A 16,940-nucleotide genomic window follows, 5' to 3' on the forward strand; every position below is an offset into this window, starting at 1 on the left:
TCTATCCTCTTTATTCTATTCTCTAAATACCTTTAAAATAGTCATAAATAAGTATTCTATCAGAAAAAAAACATTTGTAAGTTTGTAATACATTAACTAATAACCACTTAAAAAAAAACAAACCCATGAAAAAAGCAAAAATTATTTTTTGGATTACGACCATTATTATTTTTCTGTTTGAAGGCGTTATGCCGGCACTAACCTCACAAACTGAACTTGCCAAAGAAGGCATCAAACATTTAGGTTATCCTGAATATTTTGGCAATGCTTTAGTTGTTTTCAAAATTCTGGGAGTTTTGGCATTAGTGATCCCAAAAATCCCTAAAAATATAAAAGAATGGGCTTATGCAGGATTTGGTTTCGATTTTATATTTGCCACAATAAGTCATTTTGCGGTTGATGGCGTTAATTTTCAATCTTTTTTTCCGTTGTTATTTTTAGTAATTCTGGCAATTTCCTATACGTACTATCATAAAATTGAGCGATATAAAAATATTGCTTTATAAATATAGGAAAAAGATCATCGAAGTTTTTTAAAACAAAACCTAAAACTTATCTCTATGAAATCAAAATCGGGAACTATTTTTCTATCGGGTTTAATTGCAGGTACGCTCGATATTCTTGGTGCTACCTTTGTTTATGCCGTAGTACTTGAAAAAACAACTGCTATCAAAATCCTTCAGTCCATTGCAAGTGGTATTTTTAAAAAAGAAGCTTATACCGGCGGATCTCAAATGGCGTGGTACGGTCTTGGACTTCATTATTTGATTGCGTTTATTTTTGCGACATTTTATTTTACTATTTACCCGTATTTGCCTTTTCTTAAAAAGAATACCATCATTTCAGGGTTTCTATACGGAATCTTCGTTTGGATTGTTATGAACCTGATTGTTTTGCCAATTGTGTTTCCCGTTTTACCGGAAAAACATTTAAATCTTCCGTTAATCTTATCTATTATAATATTGATGTTCTGCATCGGGCTCCCAATTGCCTTTATTACCAAAAAGTATTATTCTTCGGTACAATAAGTATTCAGTCCCGGTTTTCAGTCTTCAGGCTCAGTTTTCAACTTGAAACCTGAAACTTTAAAAATGAAACAAAAAAAACTCAGTTTTCAATTTACAGCAAAAAACTGTAAACTGAAAACCGAGACTGTAAACTTATATTGACTAAACTTTTGTTCTTCCTGTAATTAATGAAATTACGAATAATACCAAAAATATAAAGAATAAAACTTTTGCAATACTAGCTGCTCCAGCGGCAATTCCGCCAAAACCAAAAATTCCTGCTATTATAGCCAGAATTATAAATGTGACTGTCCAACGTAACATAAGCGTGATTTTTTAATTTATAAATATGACTTTATCAAGTCTGATTTGTTTGTTATTCAAAGTTCTTCAATACTTACAAAATCATTTAACTCAAAACGTTAATTTTTTATCGCAATCGACTATAAATCAATTTTTTGAGGTACTTTTATAATTCCCCCTTTTCATTACAAAATTCCCACATAAATGCTTTTGAGTTAATTTTTTGATCGATTGGATCAATCCTGGCTTCATAGGTAAAGTAATTTTAGATAAAATTTTCAGAGAGCTAGTAAAGAGCCTTAAAAAAGGAATGATTATAACTCTTTTATTGAACCAAAACGACTTATTAACTGATATAAACAGAACCCCATGAAAACGATCTCAAATAAATCAAAAATAGTTTTTCTATCTACATTTCCTCCTACTCAATGCGGAATTGCAACTTATACCCAAGATACCATTAAAGGAATTACAGCTGTTTTTGGTAAATCCATTACGTGTCAGATTTGCGAATTGGTCGACAAACCAACAGAAAATCCAACACAGGCTTATACCTTAAATACAAAAGATAAAGAAGATTATACTAAAGTTGCTCAGGCAATTAACAAAGACAAATCGGTAAAATTGGTTCATATTCAACACGAGTTTGGTTTATTTGGAGGTAATTATGGGGACTACCTTTTAGATTTTCTAAATGAGATCAAAAAACCATTGACCTATACGTTTCATAGTGTCATTCAGAATCCGAATAATGAGCTAAAAACATTTGTAAAATTGTTGCTTTCTTACAGCAATTCGGTTTTTGTGATGACCAATCAGTCAAAAGAAATTTTGATGCGGGATTACGATATCAAAGAAGATGTTATTACCTGTGTACCTCACGGAACTCATATTGTTATTTATGAAGCTCCGCAACAGGCCAAAGAAAAATTCAATATTCAGGACAGAAAAGTATTAGCTACTTTTGGACTTTTAGGAGAAGGAAAAAATATCGAAACCGGTTTACAGGCATTACCAAAAATTATCGAAAACACGCCAAATGCTCTTTATTTAATCATTGGCAAAACTCATCCAAACCTAATAATTGATGGTGTAGATGCATATCGAGATAAACTCGAAGGTATGGTTGCCGACTTAAATCTAAAAGATCATGTTCGTTTTATAAATGAATATCTGGATACAAATGAACTTTTAGAATATCTAAAAGCCGCAGATATTTATCTGTTTACCTCAAAAGATCCTAATCAGGCCGTGAGCGGTACTTTTTCTTATGCTATGAGTTGTGCCTGCCCTATTGTAGCATCAAAAATTCCGCATACTTTAGAAGTTTTAACTCCGGATTCCGGAATATTGGTCGATATCGGGAACGCAGATCAATTTGCCCAGGCCGCCATTAAATTACTTTCAGATGATACTTTAAGAGAAGAAATGGGTATTAATGCTTTTAGAAAAACGCGTGCATCTTCTTGGGAAAATGCCGCAATAACACACATGAACACCTACAAAGAACTGTTTGAAAGCGAAGCCGAAGTAAAATTTACTTACCCTTCAATCCAGTTGGCACATATAAAAAGAATGACTACCGATTTGGGAATTATTCAATTCAGTAAAATTTCAATTCCCGATCTTGATTCAGGTTATACTTTAGATGATAATGCACGAGCGCTAATTGCGATTTGCATGCATTATAAACTAACACAGGATAAAGATGATTTAGCGTATATCCTGGTTTATCTAGACTTTATACTTCGTTGTCAGCAGCCAAAAGGAAACTTTATCAACTATGTAGATCAGGAAAATCGGGAACATGTAGCGCAAAATGCCGAAGTAAATCTGGAAGATTCAAATGCAAGAGCGATTTGGGCTTTGGGAACCGTAGTTTCAAACGCCGATATTTTGCCTGAAGCCATTGTTAAAAAAGCATCCGGATGTATTTTAAATGCTTTAAAATGGGCCGAAAATATTCAGTCGCCACGATCTATAGGTTTTGCAACAAAAGGTTTGTATTTGTATCATACCGCCGTACCTAACTTATATGTAGCTGCAATTATCAATAAACTGAATGCAAAATTGCTTTCTAATTATGAAATTCATGCTTCTGAAGACTGGAAATGGTTTGAAAATTATCTGACATACGGAAACGGAATTTTGCCGGAATCTATGCTTTTCGCCTATTTAACGACCAACAAACCAATTTATAAAAAAGTAGCCTTAGATTCTCTGGACTTTTTAATGTCGAAAATGTTTAAAGATAACGATTTTAAAGTTATTTCTAATAACGGATGGTTACACAGACACTCTCAAACAGAAGTAAATGAATACGGAGAACAGCCTATTGATGTTGCCTATACCATTCATACCTTAAATTCATTTTATAGTGCTTTTGGTACACCGGAATACAAGCAAAAAATGAAAATTGCCTTTAATTGGTTTTTAGGCAAAAATCATTTGGGTCAAATTATGTACAACCCAATTAGTGGTGGTGGTTATGACGGACTTGAAAAAGAGAACGTAAATCTAAATCAGGGCGCAGAATCGACTGTATGTTTTTTAACCGCCAGATTATTAATGGAAAATCTTAAATTATCTGAAATAAAAGTAATTCCGATCACAAAACCTAAAACCGGAATTGCTATTAATTTATAAGCACTATACGAAATAATTATACTGACTAAATATATTTATTGAACCCTAAAAATCCCTTTATCTAAAGGGATTTTTTGTTTTGTAATCTCATCAGGAACAACCAACTGTCATTTCGTTTTTTGAATCGATTTTTAAAGCAGTCCAAAAATAAATCACAATTAATTTGCCTATCTATTAATAGGTAGTATATTTGTTGAAAAAAATAATGCCATGACAACACGAGAAACAATTATAGACAAAGCAGATCAGTTGATTAGAAACAAAGGTTATAATGCATTTAGTTTCAAAGACATTTCTAATGATATTGGTATAAAAACGGCTTCGATACATTATCATTTTCCAACAAAATCAGATTTGGGTGTGGCGACCATCAAAGAGCATATCGAGCGATATGAAAATCTAAAGAAAAAAGTTGCCAACGAAAGTCCCTTAGTAAAACTCGAAGCTTTCCTGGCAGTTCACACACAAATAAAACTAGAAAACAAGGTTTGTATCGTAGGCTCATTGGCAACAGACTTAAACACGCTGGATGATGCTATAAAAACAGAACTTCAAACATTTGCCAAACTGGTAATCGAATGGATAACAGAGTTTTTGACGGAAGGAAAAGAGCTCAAAGTATTTGATTTTGAAACTGCACCCAGAACAAAAGCCCTAATGATTATTACCAATATGGTCGCCATTGTGCAACTATCAAGACTTACAGGGCAAAGCGATTTTGAAACTGTAAAAGAAACTATATTAACAGAATTAAGACCTAAGAAATAATGAAAAGAGTTGTAATAACTGGATTGGGAGCAGTAACACCTATAGGAAATAATGTATCAGAATACTGGCACTCTTTAATAAATGGAGTTAGCGGAGCAGCTGAGATAACGAAATTTGACACCTCACAATTCAAAACAAAATTTGCGTGCGAAGTCAAAAATTTTGATCCTCAGCACATTTTTGAAAAAAACGAAATAAGAAAGTACGACCTATTTACGCAATATGCATTATATGTAGCAGATGAAGCGATAAAAAATGCCAATATCGATTTTGATTCTTTAAACAAAAACAGGATTGGCGTTATTTGGGGTTCCGGTGATGGTGGAGTTTCTACTTTTGAAGAACAAATAAGCGAATATAAATTAGGTAACGGCGTACCAAGATTCAGCCCGTTTTTTATTCCTAAAAGAATCATTAATATCGCATCTGGCGCAATTTCTATTAAATACGGACTTCGCGGAATTAATTATACTACGGCTTCTGCCTGTTCTGCAAGTAATACGGCAATTATTGACGCTTTTAACTACATTCGTTGGGGCAAAGCCGATATGATTATTAGTGGTGGCTCTGAAGCCTCTATTACAGAATCGTCTATTGGTGGTTTTAATGCTTCGAAAGCATTGTCTACCTTAAATGATGATTATACCAGAGCATCACGCCCTTTTGATGCTACCAGAGATGGTTTTGTATTAGGTGAAGGTGCCGGAGCGATCATCCTGGAAAGCTACGAACACGCCGTAAAACGAAATGCTGTTATCCTTGCAGAAATTGTTGGGGGCGGTTTAGCCGGCGACGCCTATCACCTGACAGGAACACATCCTGATGGCGAAGGCGCAATATTAGGAATGGAACTTGCACTTGAAGAAGCTCAAATTACACCGGACCAAATCGATTATATTAATGCACACGCAACCTCTACCCCAACAGGAGATTTAAGCGAACTAAAAGCGATGGAAAAAGTTTTTGGAATAAACCCTAAGGCAAATATTAGCGCAACAAAATCCATGACCGGACATTTACTGGGTGGCGCCGGAGCAATCGAAGCCATTGCTTGTATCAAAGCTGTTCAGGAAAACATAGTGCCGCCTACGATAAATACACAAACAATAGAACCGGAGTTTTTAAACAAGTTTAATCTAACACTCAAAAAAGCACAACCAAGAATCGTAAATTATGCCATGAGCAATACTTTTGGGTTTGGTGGGCATATTGCCAGTTCGATCTTTAAAAAATTTACGGAGTGATATAGCAATCCTGCTAAATATTTGAAAAAAAAGGCTGTCTGAAAAATTACTTTTCGGGCAGCCTTTTTTTTAACATTTCACCCCTAACGCTACTTTATTCTAATTATTGTATGCGTAATGTTAATTATATAAACTTCTGAAAAAGTTATGTAAGATTTTTTCTGTACTTCTAAGGTAATTTTAATCTACGATAAGCAACGGATATATTACCGTATTAAACATCTGGTTTTAAAGCATTCGATTTAACTTAAAAACATAGTATTTTGATTCTTACTTTAAAAAATACATTCACCGAAATAGGAAATGCAACCGTGTTTGCAAAGCAGTTTTTTAAGGAGGTTTTTGTACCACCTTATGAAACAAAAGAGTTCTTGAAACAATGTTATGTTATTGGCTATAAATCATTACCGCTCGTAGCGATAACAGGTTTTATTATGGGTTTGGTACTTACGTTGCAATCAAGACCAACTCTGGTAAAATTTGGTGCCGAATCATGGTTACCCGGAATGGTCGCACTATCCTTAATTAGAGAAATTGCTCCGGTAATTACAGCCTTAATTTGTGCCGGAAAAATTTCGTCAGGAATTGGTGCCGAGCTAGGCTCCATGAAAGTGACGGAACAAATTGATGCCATGGAAGTTTCGGCAATTAATCCCTTTAATTATTTGGTTGTAACAAGAATTCTTGCCTGTACTTTGATGGTGCCAATATTAGTATTTTTTGCTGATGCCATTGGGATTGTAGGCGGATATGTGGGAATCAATATACACGGAGATGTAAATTTTTACCGATACCTGACACAAATTCTTCAATCTTTGAGTTTTTTAGACGTTTTTCCGGCAACAATCAAAACATTTTTCTTCGGGTTTTTTATCGGAATGATTGGATGTTACAAAGGTTTTAATGCCTCAAACGGAACCGAAAGTGTTGGTAAAGCAGCAAACTCTGCTGTTGTTACTGCTTCGTTAACCATTTTTATTATTGATATGGTCGCTGTTCAAATAACCGATTTATTTTTTTAAGATGATTAAAGAAAAAGAAAATACAGAACCCTTTTCAAAAACTAAAAAGCAAGAGCCAATCATTGTGATCAAAGACTTGCACAAAACTTTTGGTCAGGACAATAAAATCCTGCAAGGTGTAAATCTTACCGTAAACAAAGGCGAAGATTTAGTAATTCTGGGACGCTCCGGATCCGGAAAATCCGTTACGATAAAATGTATCGTGGGATTAATCGAACCTGATAAAGGAGAGATTAGAGTTTTTAATGAAAATGTACTTAACCTGTCTAAACCGGAACTGAATGAGATAAGAGTCAGAATTGGCTTTTTGTTTCAAAGTGGGGCATTATACGACTCCATGTCGGTTAGAGAGAATTTGGCATTTACACTAAAAAAACACAAGAAAGACCTAAGCGCAGAAGAAGTTGAAAGTGAAATTATGGAGGCTTTGGATAATGTGGGATTAAGTGATGCAATCGACAAAATGCCGTCTGAATTATCGGGCGGAATGCAAAAAAGAATTGGCTTAGCCCGAACTTTAATTCTTAAACCGGAAATCATTTTGTACGATGAACCAACCACAGGATTAGATACGATTACTTCTCGTGAAATAAGCGAATTAATTCTTGATATCAAACACAAACGCAAAACAACGTCGATCATTATTACACATGATATGGCTTGTGCAAAGCTTACCGCTGACCGAATAATGGTTTTGAAAGACGGAGCAATACACGCAGAAGGAACATACGAAGAACTAGAAAAAGACGAAGACGAATGGGTTCGCTCTTTTTTTCAATAATATAAAAATAAATAATTAGAAATCATGGATAAGCAATCTGGATATACTTGGAAATTAGGAATGTTTGTAACAATAGGTTTATTGCTTTTTATAATGGCAATTTATTTTATTGGAAAACAAAAAAACCTATTTGGTTCAACATTCAACATCACATCGCAGTTTAAAACCGTGAGTGGTTTAGAGGTGGGAAACAATGTTCGTTTTTCAGGAATTAATATCGGTACCGTCGAAGAAATCAGACTTATAAATGATTCTTCGGTAGTGGTTTCAATGGTTATAAAAGATGAAGTTCGCGAATTTATTAAAACTGATGCGCGTGCCAGTATTGGCTCAGACGGATTGATGGGTGATAAAGTACTTACTATTTCTCCTGGAGTTAAATCTCAAAAAGTAATCGAAAATGGTGGTGCAATTGCTTCTGTAAACGGAATAGAAATGCAGGATTTAATGAAAAGCGTGAAGAAAAGTGTTGATAATGCTGCCGTAATAACAGATGAACTTGCCATTTTTAGCCACAGTATGAATAACGGAAACGGAGCCTTGGCACGATTGGTTCGTGATGATAAAATGGCCAGCAGCGTTTCGAATACCCTTTCTAATCTTGAATCCGGAACCAAAGGTTTCAGCGAAAATATGGAAGCTGCCAAAAGCAATTTTTTACTTAAAGGCTACTTCAAGAAAAAAGAGAAAGAAAAAGAAAAGAAAAAAGAAGAACAACAGGAAAAAGCAGAAAAAGCGAAAGAGGAAAAAGAAAAACAAGCGAAACAAAAAGAAGAGGACGCTAAAAAAGCCAAAGAAGAAAAGGAAAAAGCCGACAAAGAAAAAGCAGAAAAGGCTAAAGAAGAAAAAGAAAAACAAGCCAAACAAAAAGAAGAAGACGCTAAAAAAGCTCAGTCTGAAAAAGGAAAGCAATAAAAGGAAACTACTTGCAAAATTAGAATCTGCATAATCTTAACTTATTATGAAAAATTCATATAAAAATATAAGCCTGAAAATCCTAAAAGTAACAGGAATAGTAATAGCAAGTATCTTGCTATTATTGTTTTTGATACCCCTGCTGTTTCCCGGAACCGTTGCTACTGAAGTTAAGAAAATTGCCAACGAACGATTGGATACTAAATTGGATTTCTCTAAATCGAGATTGTCATTTTTTACACATTTTCCTTCGCTTACCGTTTCGCTTGACGATTTAACACTTACCGGATCAGCGCCATTTCGCAATGATACCTTACTAAAAGCAGAACAGGTAGCATTTGGTATCAACCTGAAGAGATTAATTTTCGACAACGAAGTAAAAATTAATAAACTGTATGTTTCAAAAGCTCTGATCAACATTATGGTCAACCAAAAAGGACAAGCCAATTATAATATTTATGTTGCTCCCGAAGATCGCGACAAAAAACCGGATGATCCCAATGCGCCAGAAGAAGGAACTGCGATCCGATTGGAGCGAATTGATCTTGAAGACTGCCATATAAAATACAACGATCGCTCTGCCAAAATTCTGGTCGATGCAAAAGGTTTTAATTACATTGGAAAAGGAAACTTAAGCGAAGATATTTTTGATTTGAATACGGATGCCCGAATTGACAATGTCGATTTTTATTACGACAGAACCGCTTATCTTAGAAAAAAAGAAGTCCGTGCAGATTTGATTACCAGAATCAATACACACGCTCTTTCGTTTATTCTTCAGAAAAATGAATTAAAAATCAACAAATTACCTCTAAAATTTACCGGTTTATTTACCATTTTAAGAGAGGGCTATAAAATTAATATCAAAGCTGCTTCTGAAAATACAACTTTGAAAGATCTGTTTTCGGTCATGCCTCCGGAATATCTAACCTGGATGGATGAAACTGAAATCTCCGGAAAAAGTGATTTGCTTTTTACATTTAGGGGAAATTATAATGTTGCCAAAAAACAAAAACCGGATCTCGCATTTAATTTAAAAATTGATAAAGGTGCAATAAACTATCAAAATGCCCCTGCTCCGCTAACTGATTTTCAGATGAATGTAAATGCTGTTTTGCCATCACTGGACATCGAAAAACTTTTAATAAATCTGGAAACCTTTAAATTTAAAGTAGGCGAAAAAGATTATTTTACCGCTTATTTGCGCAGTAAAGGTTTTAACGAAATGACTGTCGATGCAAGCGTAAAAGGCGCATTAGACTTAGCAACTGTCGATGCTGCATTAGGTTTAAGTACAATAGATCTAAAAGGGATTTTAAAAACAAATATTCAGGCAAAAGGAATTTTTAGCACTTCAAAAAAATTATTTCCTAAAACCATTGGTGGAGTTGCGCTACACAATGGCTGGCTAAAAACAGACTCCTATCCTAACCCTATCAAAGACATTACTTTTGTTGCCAATGTATTGAACAAAGCCGGAACATTTCAGGACCTGATTGTTGCTGTTGCGCCCGCCTCTTTTGTTTTTGAAGGAAACCCAATGTATGTAAACGCTACTTTATCAGATTTTAGCGATTTAGCTTATAATGCCAAAATAAAAGGAGAACTAAACGTAGGCAAAATATATCAGGTGTTTTCCAGAAAAGGACTTGATGTAACAGGTTATGCAAAAGCAGATCTCTCGCTAAAAGGCAAACAAAGTTATGCCACAAAAGGACAATATGATAAACTGGATAATCGCGGAACAATTGTATTGAAAAATATCAAAGCAACCTCAGAACTTTTTCCGAAATCATTTTTTATCCAGCAAGGAAATTTCCGTTTCCAGAATGAAAAAATGTGGTTCGAAAAATTTAATGCTACTTATGGAAAATCAGATTTTGACATTAATGGATATTTGCTCAATACAATTAATTACTTTCTGGAATCGCACGGAACCTTAAGCGGAAATTTTAACATGAAATCAAAACTGATTAATGTAGATGAATTTATGGCGCTTAAAAAAGGTGAAAATACAAATCGAAATATCGAAGTAGAATATGCCAAAGAAGACCATCCTAAAATGAGCGGTGTAGTCATTGTGCCTAAAAACCTTAATGTTGCACTTACCGCAAATGCCAATAAAGTCGAATATAATGGCTTGGTTCTAAACAAGCTCAACGGTAAAGTTGGGATCACAAAAGAAGGGTTTTATTTGCAGAATGCCACTTTTGATATCATCGATTGTGTACTGGGAATTGATGCTACTTATAAAGATGAGTCTCCAACCACAGCCCATTTTAATGCGCATTTTACGGCAAAAGACTTTAGTGTACAAAGAGCTTACAAAGAGATCCCCATGTTTCATGATATGGTTACAGTTGCTGAAAAAGCGCAGGGAATTATTTCTGTAGATTATAAAATCAAAGGAGATTTGGACGGAAATATGAGTCCAATTTATGAATCGCTTGAAGGTGGCGGAAAACTGAATTTGAGAGATGTAAAAGTAAAAGGATTAAAATTATTTGATGGTATTAGTTCGCAAACCGGACAAAAAGGCCTGGACGATCCTAACCTGAAAGGAATCGAAATTAATTCAACCATCGACAATAATTTAATTCATATCGAAGATTTTACCTTTAGTGTAGCCAGTTTTAGACCAACGATCAAAGGGACAACAAGTTTTGACGGACTTTTAGACTTACGAATGCGATTAGGATTACCGCCATTTGGTATTATAGGATTCCCAATTGTTATTACAGGAACACATCAGGCTCCTAAAATTAAAATATTTAGTAAAACAGGTCAAAAAATCAATGATGCTGTTTACGACGAAAAACACAATAAAGTGATTCGGGAAGAAAAAGTAAGTAAACAAAAAAGCTAAAATCAAATGAAAACAAAGAAAAAAAAGGGCAACGGTGCATTCGAAAAATTTGCGACCAATGTCTCTAAAGCTGCCGGAAGTACAACAGCTTTTATTGGTGCATTTTTAATTGTTGTAGCGTGGGCGATTTCAGGACCCATTTTCAATTACTCAGAAACCTGGCAATTGGTTATCAATACCGGAACTACTATTATTACTTTTTTGATGGTTTTCCTGATTCAGAAAGCACAAAATAAAGATTCGCTTGCGATTCAGTTAAAGTTAAACGAATTAGTTGCTTCAAACGAATACTCCAGTAATAGCTTAGTAGATATCGAAAGTATGACGGAGGACGAAATGATTATCGTGCAAAAATATTATCGCAGGCTCAGTGAACTTGCCAAAGAAGACGAAAGCATCAGAAACTCCCATTCCTATGCAGAAGCCTCTGAGCAACACGAACGTAAAGATAAAAACAGAACTAAATCACGCACTCGAAATATCACCAAAAAATGAAACTACGCTCTACTGAAACTTTCTGGCCCTTAAAGAGTGCCATGAAATACAGTTATCCATCTATAGATACGGATCTCACTACAGAAATTTTAATTATTGGCGGAGGAATAACAGGAGCTTTAATCGCTTACAAGTTAATTACTGAAGGCAAAAAAGTAATACTAACAGATCGCCGTGACGTAGCCAACGGAAGCACTGCCGCCAGCACTGCTTTACTACAGTACGAAATTGACGTATCGTTGCATGAACTCATCAAAATACGAGGTTTAGAATGTGCTGTGGATAGCTATAGTAGTGGTAAAAAAGCCATTTTTGACCTGCGAAATATTATCGACACCATAAAAAGTGACTGCCATTTTGAGTTCAAAAAAAGCATCTATTATTGCTCCCTAAAAAAAGATATTCCGTTTTTAAGAAATGAATTTAAATGTAGAAAAGAAAACGGATTTGATGTAAACTGGCTGGAAAGATGGCATCTCGAAAAAATGGGTTTAAATGCTATTGCGGCAATCGAATCGCAAACAGCAGCTGTTATGGATCCGTATAAATTGGCAAACGACCTCTTGCATTATTGCAAAAAAAAGGGAATGCAAATTTATGACCGGACCAATATAACAGCTGTACAGAATCAAAAAGCAAAATCAGTAGCCCACACCGAAAATAAATTTACGATTACAGCAAATCACGTTATTCATTGTAGCGGTTACGAAAGTATCGAAACACTGTCTGAGAAAGTCGTAGACTTAAAAAGCACTTTTGTAATTGCATCAGAAAGTTTAGAGGTTTTACCAACAGCTTTCAAAAATGCTATTTTTTGGGATACCTCTTCTCCCTATTTATATTTTAGGGTAACGGCAGATAACCGAATTATTATGGGTGGAGGCGACGAAGATTTTAAAGACGCTAAAAAACGCGATAAATTATTGCCTAAAAAAGAGCAATATCTATTGAGACATTTTAAGAGAAAATTTCCTAAAATCGACTTTAAAATAGATTATTCCTGGGCAGGGACTTTTGGAGAAACAAAAGATGGCTTGCCTTACTTTGGAAAACCAAATCCGGACAAAAACGAACATTATGTTCTGGGCTTTGGAGGAAACGGAATCACTTTTAGCGTGATAGGAATGAATTCTATTTTAGACTCTATCCATAATAAAAAAAATCAGGATTTAGAATATTATCGATTTGGACGTTAAAAAAGCTTTTTGCTTTTTTAGGGACAAAGTTACAAAGGTTCAGAGGTACAAAGTTCAAACCTCTGAACCTTTGTTGCTTTGCAACTTTGCATCTTTGTTCCTCTGAACCTCTGCACCTTTTCACCTCTACACCTTTGAACCTTTTTTACAAATAATCCTCTCTAATTGGCGTAAAAACATCTACAACCTCTCCTGCTTCGATGATTTCTATCGAATGTTCAATATTGGCAGGAATCGAATAGGTGTCTCCTTGTGTCAAAGCAAACTCTTCGCTACCAAACTTCAAGTTATATTTTCCCGAAATTACATAACCACTTTGCTCATTGGGATGTTTGTGAAACGGTACGTTATCTGTCGATTTGTACAACATTTTTGTCACCATAGAATCTTTCCCTATCGAAAGTACTACAAAATCAACTCCTAAAAACTGTCTTGAAACAGCGTTTTCTTTTTTTACAATGTTTTTCATTTTTTTCTTTTTTTGAGGAACAAAGCTCCAAAGGTTCAGAGATACAAAGTTCAAACCTCTGAACCTTTGTTCCTTTGCAACTTTGTTCCTTTGAACCTAGATCTTTAACTCCATCTGAATATTACAACGTTTATAAGGTGTTGCTAAACCATATACTTTTTGAAAACCCAGCTTATAGTACAAATTAATTGCAGGTTTTAAGATTGTATTACTTTCGAGATAAATCTTGGCAGCACCTAATTCTCCGGCACTTTTTATGATTGCCTGTCCCAGCAAAAAACCAATATTCTTGCCTTGTGCTTTTGGTGAAACCGCCATTTTTGCCATTTCGAAATCATAATTGGAATCTTTCATTTTTATAAGCGCACAAACGCCAACGGGTTCATTGCGATACAAAGCCACGAAAATTTTCCCGCCTTTGTTCAGGATATATTCCTGAGGATTGTCCAAAGCCTTATAGTCCGCTTCTTCCATTTCGAAATAAGTCGAAATCCATTCTACGTTTAATGCCTTAAATGCGTCAAGATATTGAAGTTCGAAATCTACAATTTGTACATCCTGGCTTTCACGCTTTTTCTTTTCTTCATTTACCCTTTTAAACAAGGTTTTTTGTTCCAACAGAAATTCCCATTCTTCGAGAGCTGCCCAAAGATTATGCGTCGATTGGGATATTAAACCATCAACAGCAGCTTCTACATCTTTTAATTGTAGTTTTAATTCTTTCGAAAACTCGAGGCCCTGTGCTGTTAAACCCACAATATTTCGGCGTTTATCATTGCTTTTCAAGCTTTCTTCGATTAGTCCGGCGGTAATCATTTCCTGAATGATCTTACTAACCGATGGTTGCGAATGACCAATTTCGTTCGCGATCTCCGTAATAGTAACCTCTCTTTCCTGCATTAACGTATAAAAGACCGGAAACCACTTAGGCAAAAAATTCATGCCATAAGACTCATATATTTTTGCAGCATCATCCGTAATAATGGCTGTCATTAAACGTAAGCGACTTCCCAAAGCCACTTTACCTACTTTATTAAAAAATTCCATATATAATTAATTACATAACTAGTTATGCAAATGTAGTTAAAAAATATTTGTTACCAAATTTTTTTTTAGGTGCAGAGAAACAAAGATTCAAAGAAACAAAGGTTTCCTATTGATACGAATAGTTATTATCGCAAATAGTATTAATATAGTTACGGAGATTTCTTGCGGAGATTCCTCGTTTCTCGGGATGACAAGATTGCGAATATTAAACACAAAAAAAAGACGCACAAATGTACGTCTATACGAGAAACCTTTGCCCCTCTGAACCTTTGCAACTTTGAACCTTTGCAACTTTGAACCTTTGTAACTCAGAAAATCAAAAACTTTGCAACTTTGAACCTAGCTCATTACGCAGTAATCGCCAATGGGTTCAAATTGAATTTATATTCTTTTGGGCTACAGTTAAATTTTTCTTTAAAGATTTTAGAGAAGTAACTTCTGCTGGTAAAACCAATGCAGTATACAATTTCGGAGATATTTAAATCGGAAGTTCGAATTAGAATTTCGGCTTTTAAAACCCGCATGTGGGTAATATAGTCGTTTACGGTTCTGTTATGGATCAATTTAAAACCTTCCTGCAATTTGTTTGGTGACAATCCTGATTTTTTGCTCAACGATTTTATCGTAAAAGCTTCTTCAGGATTGGCTTTTATAGCTTCAGAAAGTTCTTTAATTTCTTCCATTTCTCTTAGGGTAAGGCAATTGGTATCTTTAGCAAAAGAACATACATCATCTGTATGTTGTTGGATTTCCATTGCCAGGATAATTCTTAAGATTCCTTCTTTCAGTAAATTTCTAACGATTCCGGTTTGTGTAATGGCATTTAATTGCTCGATTTTTTCAGCAATTTTCAAATTATAAGAACCTACATAAAAGAAATCCTGAACCGTATTATTTTCAAAGAAAGTCTCTTTTACTTTTTGGTTCAGTGAATTTACGTGATTTTGATTAGTATTTTGAGTTCCTACAATTATTAAAGTAAATTTTGTTTTTTTATCCTTTTCAAAAAACAAAACATTATCCTGATTTTCCTTTGACGTTACAATTGCAGTCTGAAAAGTTTTAAACGTTCTCTCCTCGCCCGTAACCCCAAAACTATGAGACAGATTTCCTTTAGAACAATACGCAAAATAAACCGGCGATTCTATAGGATTTATGATATCCATGCGAACATCGACAGAAAAAGTCATGTCGAACTGAACGTACGAGATATTATCATTAAAAGTTGCACCAATAATAGATCCCTTTGCAAAACTATTACTCGTTTCCAGCGTATATTCATCTAAATCAAAAGTTACTTTACCACCAAAGTTGCTTTTTAACTCTTCAAAAAGATTCTGATTTTTTTCTGTATTGATAGTAACTATTTTCATTTTGCAAGGATTTAAATTCTACTTTATTTTATATAGATTTACAAAAATCAAAAAGCCATTCGGCACAAATCAATTTCTAAAAATCTAAGAATCAAAGTTCGCTCAATGATGAAGGAAAAATGTTATATAATTTTTCAAAATTGTTTTATAATTACTTCTGGATGATTCTTTTAAGGTTTAAAATCTTTATCTTTAAAAAGTACAAACTCCATACTTCATGAAAAGCTTTTCATTCTCGCCCATCTCCAATAATGACGCTAACATTTTGATTTTAGGCACAATGCCCGGAACAAAATCTTTAGAACTGAATCAATATTATGGTCATAATCAAAATAATTTCTGGAAATTTATGTTCGTTATTTTTAAGGAAGATTTCTCGAATGACTATGAAACGCGAAAAGCACTTTTGCAAAAAAATAAAATTGCGCTTTGGGATGTTCTGCAATTTTGCGACAGGATTGGGAGTTTAGACAGCGCGATAAAAAATGAAATTGCCAATGATTTTGAGACCTTTTTAAAACAACATCCAAACATTACCACTATACTTTTTAACGGACAAAAAGCCGCAGCTTTCTTCAGGAAGTATGTTGCGTTAAAAAAAACGTATGAACTTATTACGCTCCCTTCTACAAGTCCTGCAAATGCTAGTAAAACCTATCAGTCTAAATTGCAAGAATGGCAGATTATTTCTTCGCTTTACTAATAAAGATGTTACAGATTAAGAAGATTAGAAAAGATAAATTCTTGTATTTTTTTAATCTGTGATAAAAAAAAATATTGAAATCCTATAACATTTCTGTTTTAAAAT

Annotated in this window: 16 protein-coding genes; 12 read left to right on the top strand and 4 right to left on the bottom strand. The window is 34.5% G+C overall.

From position 1 onward, the window contains the following. The first annotated feature begins 125 nt into the window (after positions 1–125). Both B0A64_RS22230 and B0A64_RS22235 read left to right on the top strand, forming a co-directional pair. Entirely contained in the window at positions 126–506 is a 381-nt protein-coding gene (locus B0A64_RS22230; protein WP_089481667.1) for a DoxX family protein, read from the top strand. Positions 507–560: 54 nt separating this feature from the next. Next, on the top strand, positions 561–1,028 hold the full coding sequence (locus tag B0A64_RS22235) for a DUF1440 domain-containing protein (protein ID WP_089481668.1): 468 nt from the start codon (positions 561–563) through the stop codon (positions 1,026–1,028). 141 nt (positions 1,029–1,169) lie between these two features. Here B0A64_RS22235 and B0A64_RS22240 read toward each other — a convergent pair whose 3' ends face one another. After that, positions 1,170–1,331 carry a DUF1328 family protein gene (locus tag B0A64_RS22240; RefSeq protein ID WP_072963089.1) on the bottom strand — a complete coding sequence of 54 codons (162 nt, stop codon included), beginning with the start codon at positions 1,329–1,331 and terminating at the stop codon, positions 1,170–1,172. Positions 1,332–1,679: 348 nt separating this feature from the next. On the opposite strand from B0A64_RS22240, the gene B0A64_RS22245 reads away from it, so the two are divergent. The 9 genes from B0A64_RS22245 to B0A64_RS22285 all read left to right on the top strand — a co-directional run bounded on the left by B0A64_RS22245 (position 1,680) and on the right by B0A64_RS22285 (position 13,243). After that, the gene (locus B0A64_RS22245) at positions 1,680–3,956 is read left to right on the top strand and encodes a glycosyltransferase (RefSeq protein ID WP_089481669.1); all 2,277 of its coding nucleotides are present in this window, start codon (positions 1,680–1,682) and stop codon (positions 3,954–3,956) included. A 210-nt stretch (positions 3,957–4,166) separates the two neighbouring features. Then, a complete protein-coding gene (locus B0A64_RS22250; RefSeq protein WP_089481670.1) occupies positions 4,167–4,724 on the top strand; it encodes a TetR/AcrR family transcriptional regulator in 558 nt (185 codons plus the stop codon). After that, positions 4,724–5,968 (top strand): beta-ketoacyl-ACP synthase II, encoded by a 1,245-nt coding sequence (fabF, locus tag B0A64_RS22255; RefSeq protein ID WP_089481671.1) that lies wholly within the window; start codon positions 4,724–4,726, stop codon positions 5,966–5,968. The genes B0A64_RS22250 and fabF overlap by 1 nt, the downstream gene beginning before the upstream one ends. Positions 5,969–6,231: 263 nt before the next feature. Continuing rightward, positions 6,232–6,990 (top strand): MlaE family ABC transporter permease, encoded by a 759-nt coding sequence (locus tag B0A64_RS22260; protein ID WP_089481672.1) that lies wholly within the window; start codon positions 6,232–6,234, stop codon positions 6,988–6,990. A gap of 1 nt (position 6,991) precedes the next feature. Further along, on the top strand, positions 6,992–7,771 hold the full coding sequence (locus B0A64_RS22265; RefSeq protein WP_089481673.1) for an ABC transporter ATP-binding protein: 780 nt from the start codon (positions 6,992–6,994) through the stop codon (positions 7,769–7,771). A 24-nt stretch (positions 7,772–7,795) separates the two neighbouring features. Continuing rightward, on the top strand, positions 7,796–8,686 hold the full coding sequence (locus B0A64_RS22270) for an MlaD family protein (protein WP_089481674.1): 891 nt from the start codon (positions 7,796–7,798) through the stop codon (positions 8,684–8,686). Positions 8,687–8,732: 46 nt separating this feature from the next. Next, positions 8,733–11,552 (top strand): AsmA family protein, encoded by a 2,820-nt coding sequence (locus B0A64_RS22275; RefSeq protein WP_089481675.1) that lies wholly within the window; start codon positions 8,733–8,735, stop codon positions 11,550–11,552. A gap of 6 nt (positions 11,553–11,558) precedes the next feature. Next, positions 11,559–12,047, top strand: coding sequence for a low affinity iron permease family protein (locus B0A64_RS22280; protein WP_089481676.1), 489 nt, complete (start codon positions 11,559–11,561; stop codon positions 12,045–12,047). Beyond that, a complete protein-coding gene (locus tag B0A64_RS22285) occupies positions 12,044–13,243 on the top strand; it encodes an NAD(P)/FAD-dependent oxidoreductase (RefSeq protein WP_089481677.1) in 1,200 nt (399 codons plus the stop codon). Before B0A64_RS22280 ends, B0A64_RS22285 begins: the two co-directional genes overlap by 4 nt. Before the next feature lie 145 nt (positions 13,244–13,388). Here the strand turns inward: B0A64_RS22285 and B0A64_RS22290 are convergent, their stop codons facing one another. From B0A64_RS22290 to B0A64_RS22300, 3 genes are all read right to left on the bottom strand, one after another. Further along, the gene (locus B0A64_RS22290) at positions 13,389–13,712 is read right to left on the bottom strand and encodes a cupin domain-containing protein (RefSeq protein WP_089481678.1); all 324 of its coding nucleotides are present in this window, start codon (positions 13,710–13,712) and stop codon (positions 13,389–13,391) included. Between the two features lie 96 nt (positions 13,713–13,808). Beyond that, positions 13,809–14,759 carry a bifunctional helix-turn-helix transcriptional regulator/GNAT family N-acetyltransferase gene (locus tag B0A64_RS22295; RefSeq protein ID WP_089481679.1) on the bottom strand — a complete coding sequence of 317 codons (951 nt, stop codon included), beginning with the start codon at positions 14,757–14,759 and terminating at the stop codon, positions 13,809–13,811. 347 nt (positions 14,760–15,106) lie between these two features. Further along, on the bottom strand, positions 15,107–16,132 hold the full coding sequence (locus B0A64_RS22300; protein ID WP_089481680.1) for a helix-turn-helix domain-containing protein: 1,026 nt from the start codon (positions 16,130–16,132) through the stop codon (positions 15,107–15,109). 217 nt (positions 16,133–16,349) lie between these two features. On the opposite strand from B0A64_RS22300, the gene B0A64_RS22305 reads away from it, so the two are divergent. Beyond that, on the top strand, positions 16,350–16,835 hold the full coding sequence (locus B0A64_RS22305) for a DNA-deoxyinosine glycosylase (RefSeq protein ID WP_089481681.1): 486 nt from the start codon (positions 16,350–16,352) through the stop codon (positions 16,833–16,835). The last annotated feature ends 105 nt before the right edge of the window (positions 16,836–16,940 follow it).

It is taken from the genome of Flavobacterium araucananum (assembly GCF_002222055.1).
GTDB lineage: Bacteria > Bacteroidota > Bacteroidia > Flavobacteriales > Flavobacteriaceae > Flavobacterium > Flavobacterium araucananum.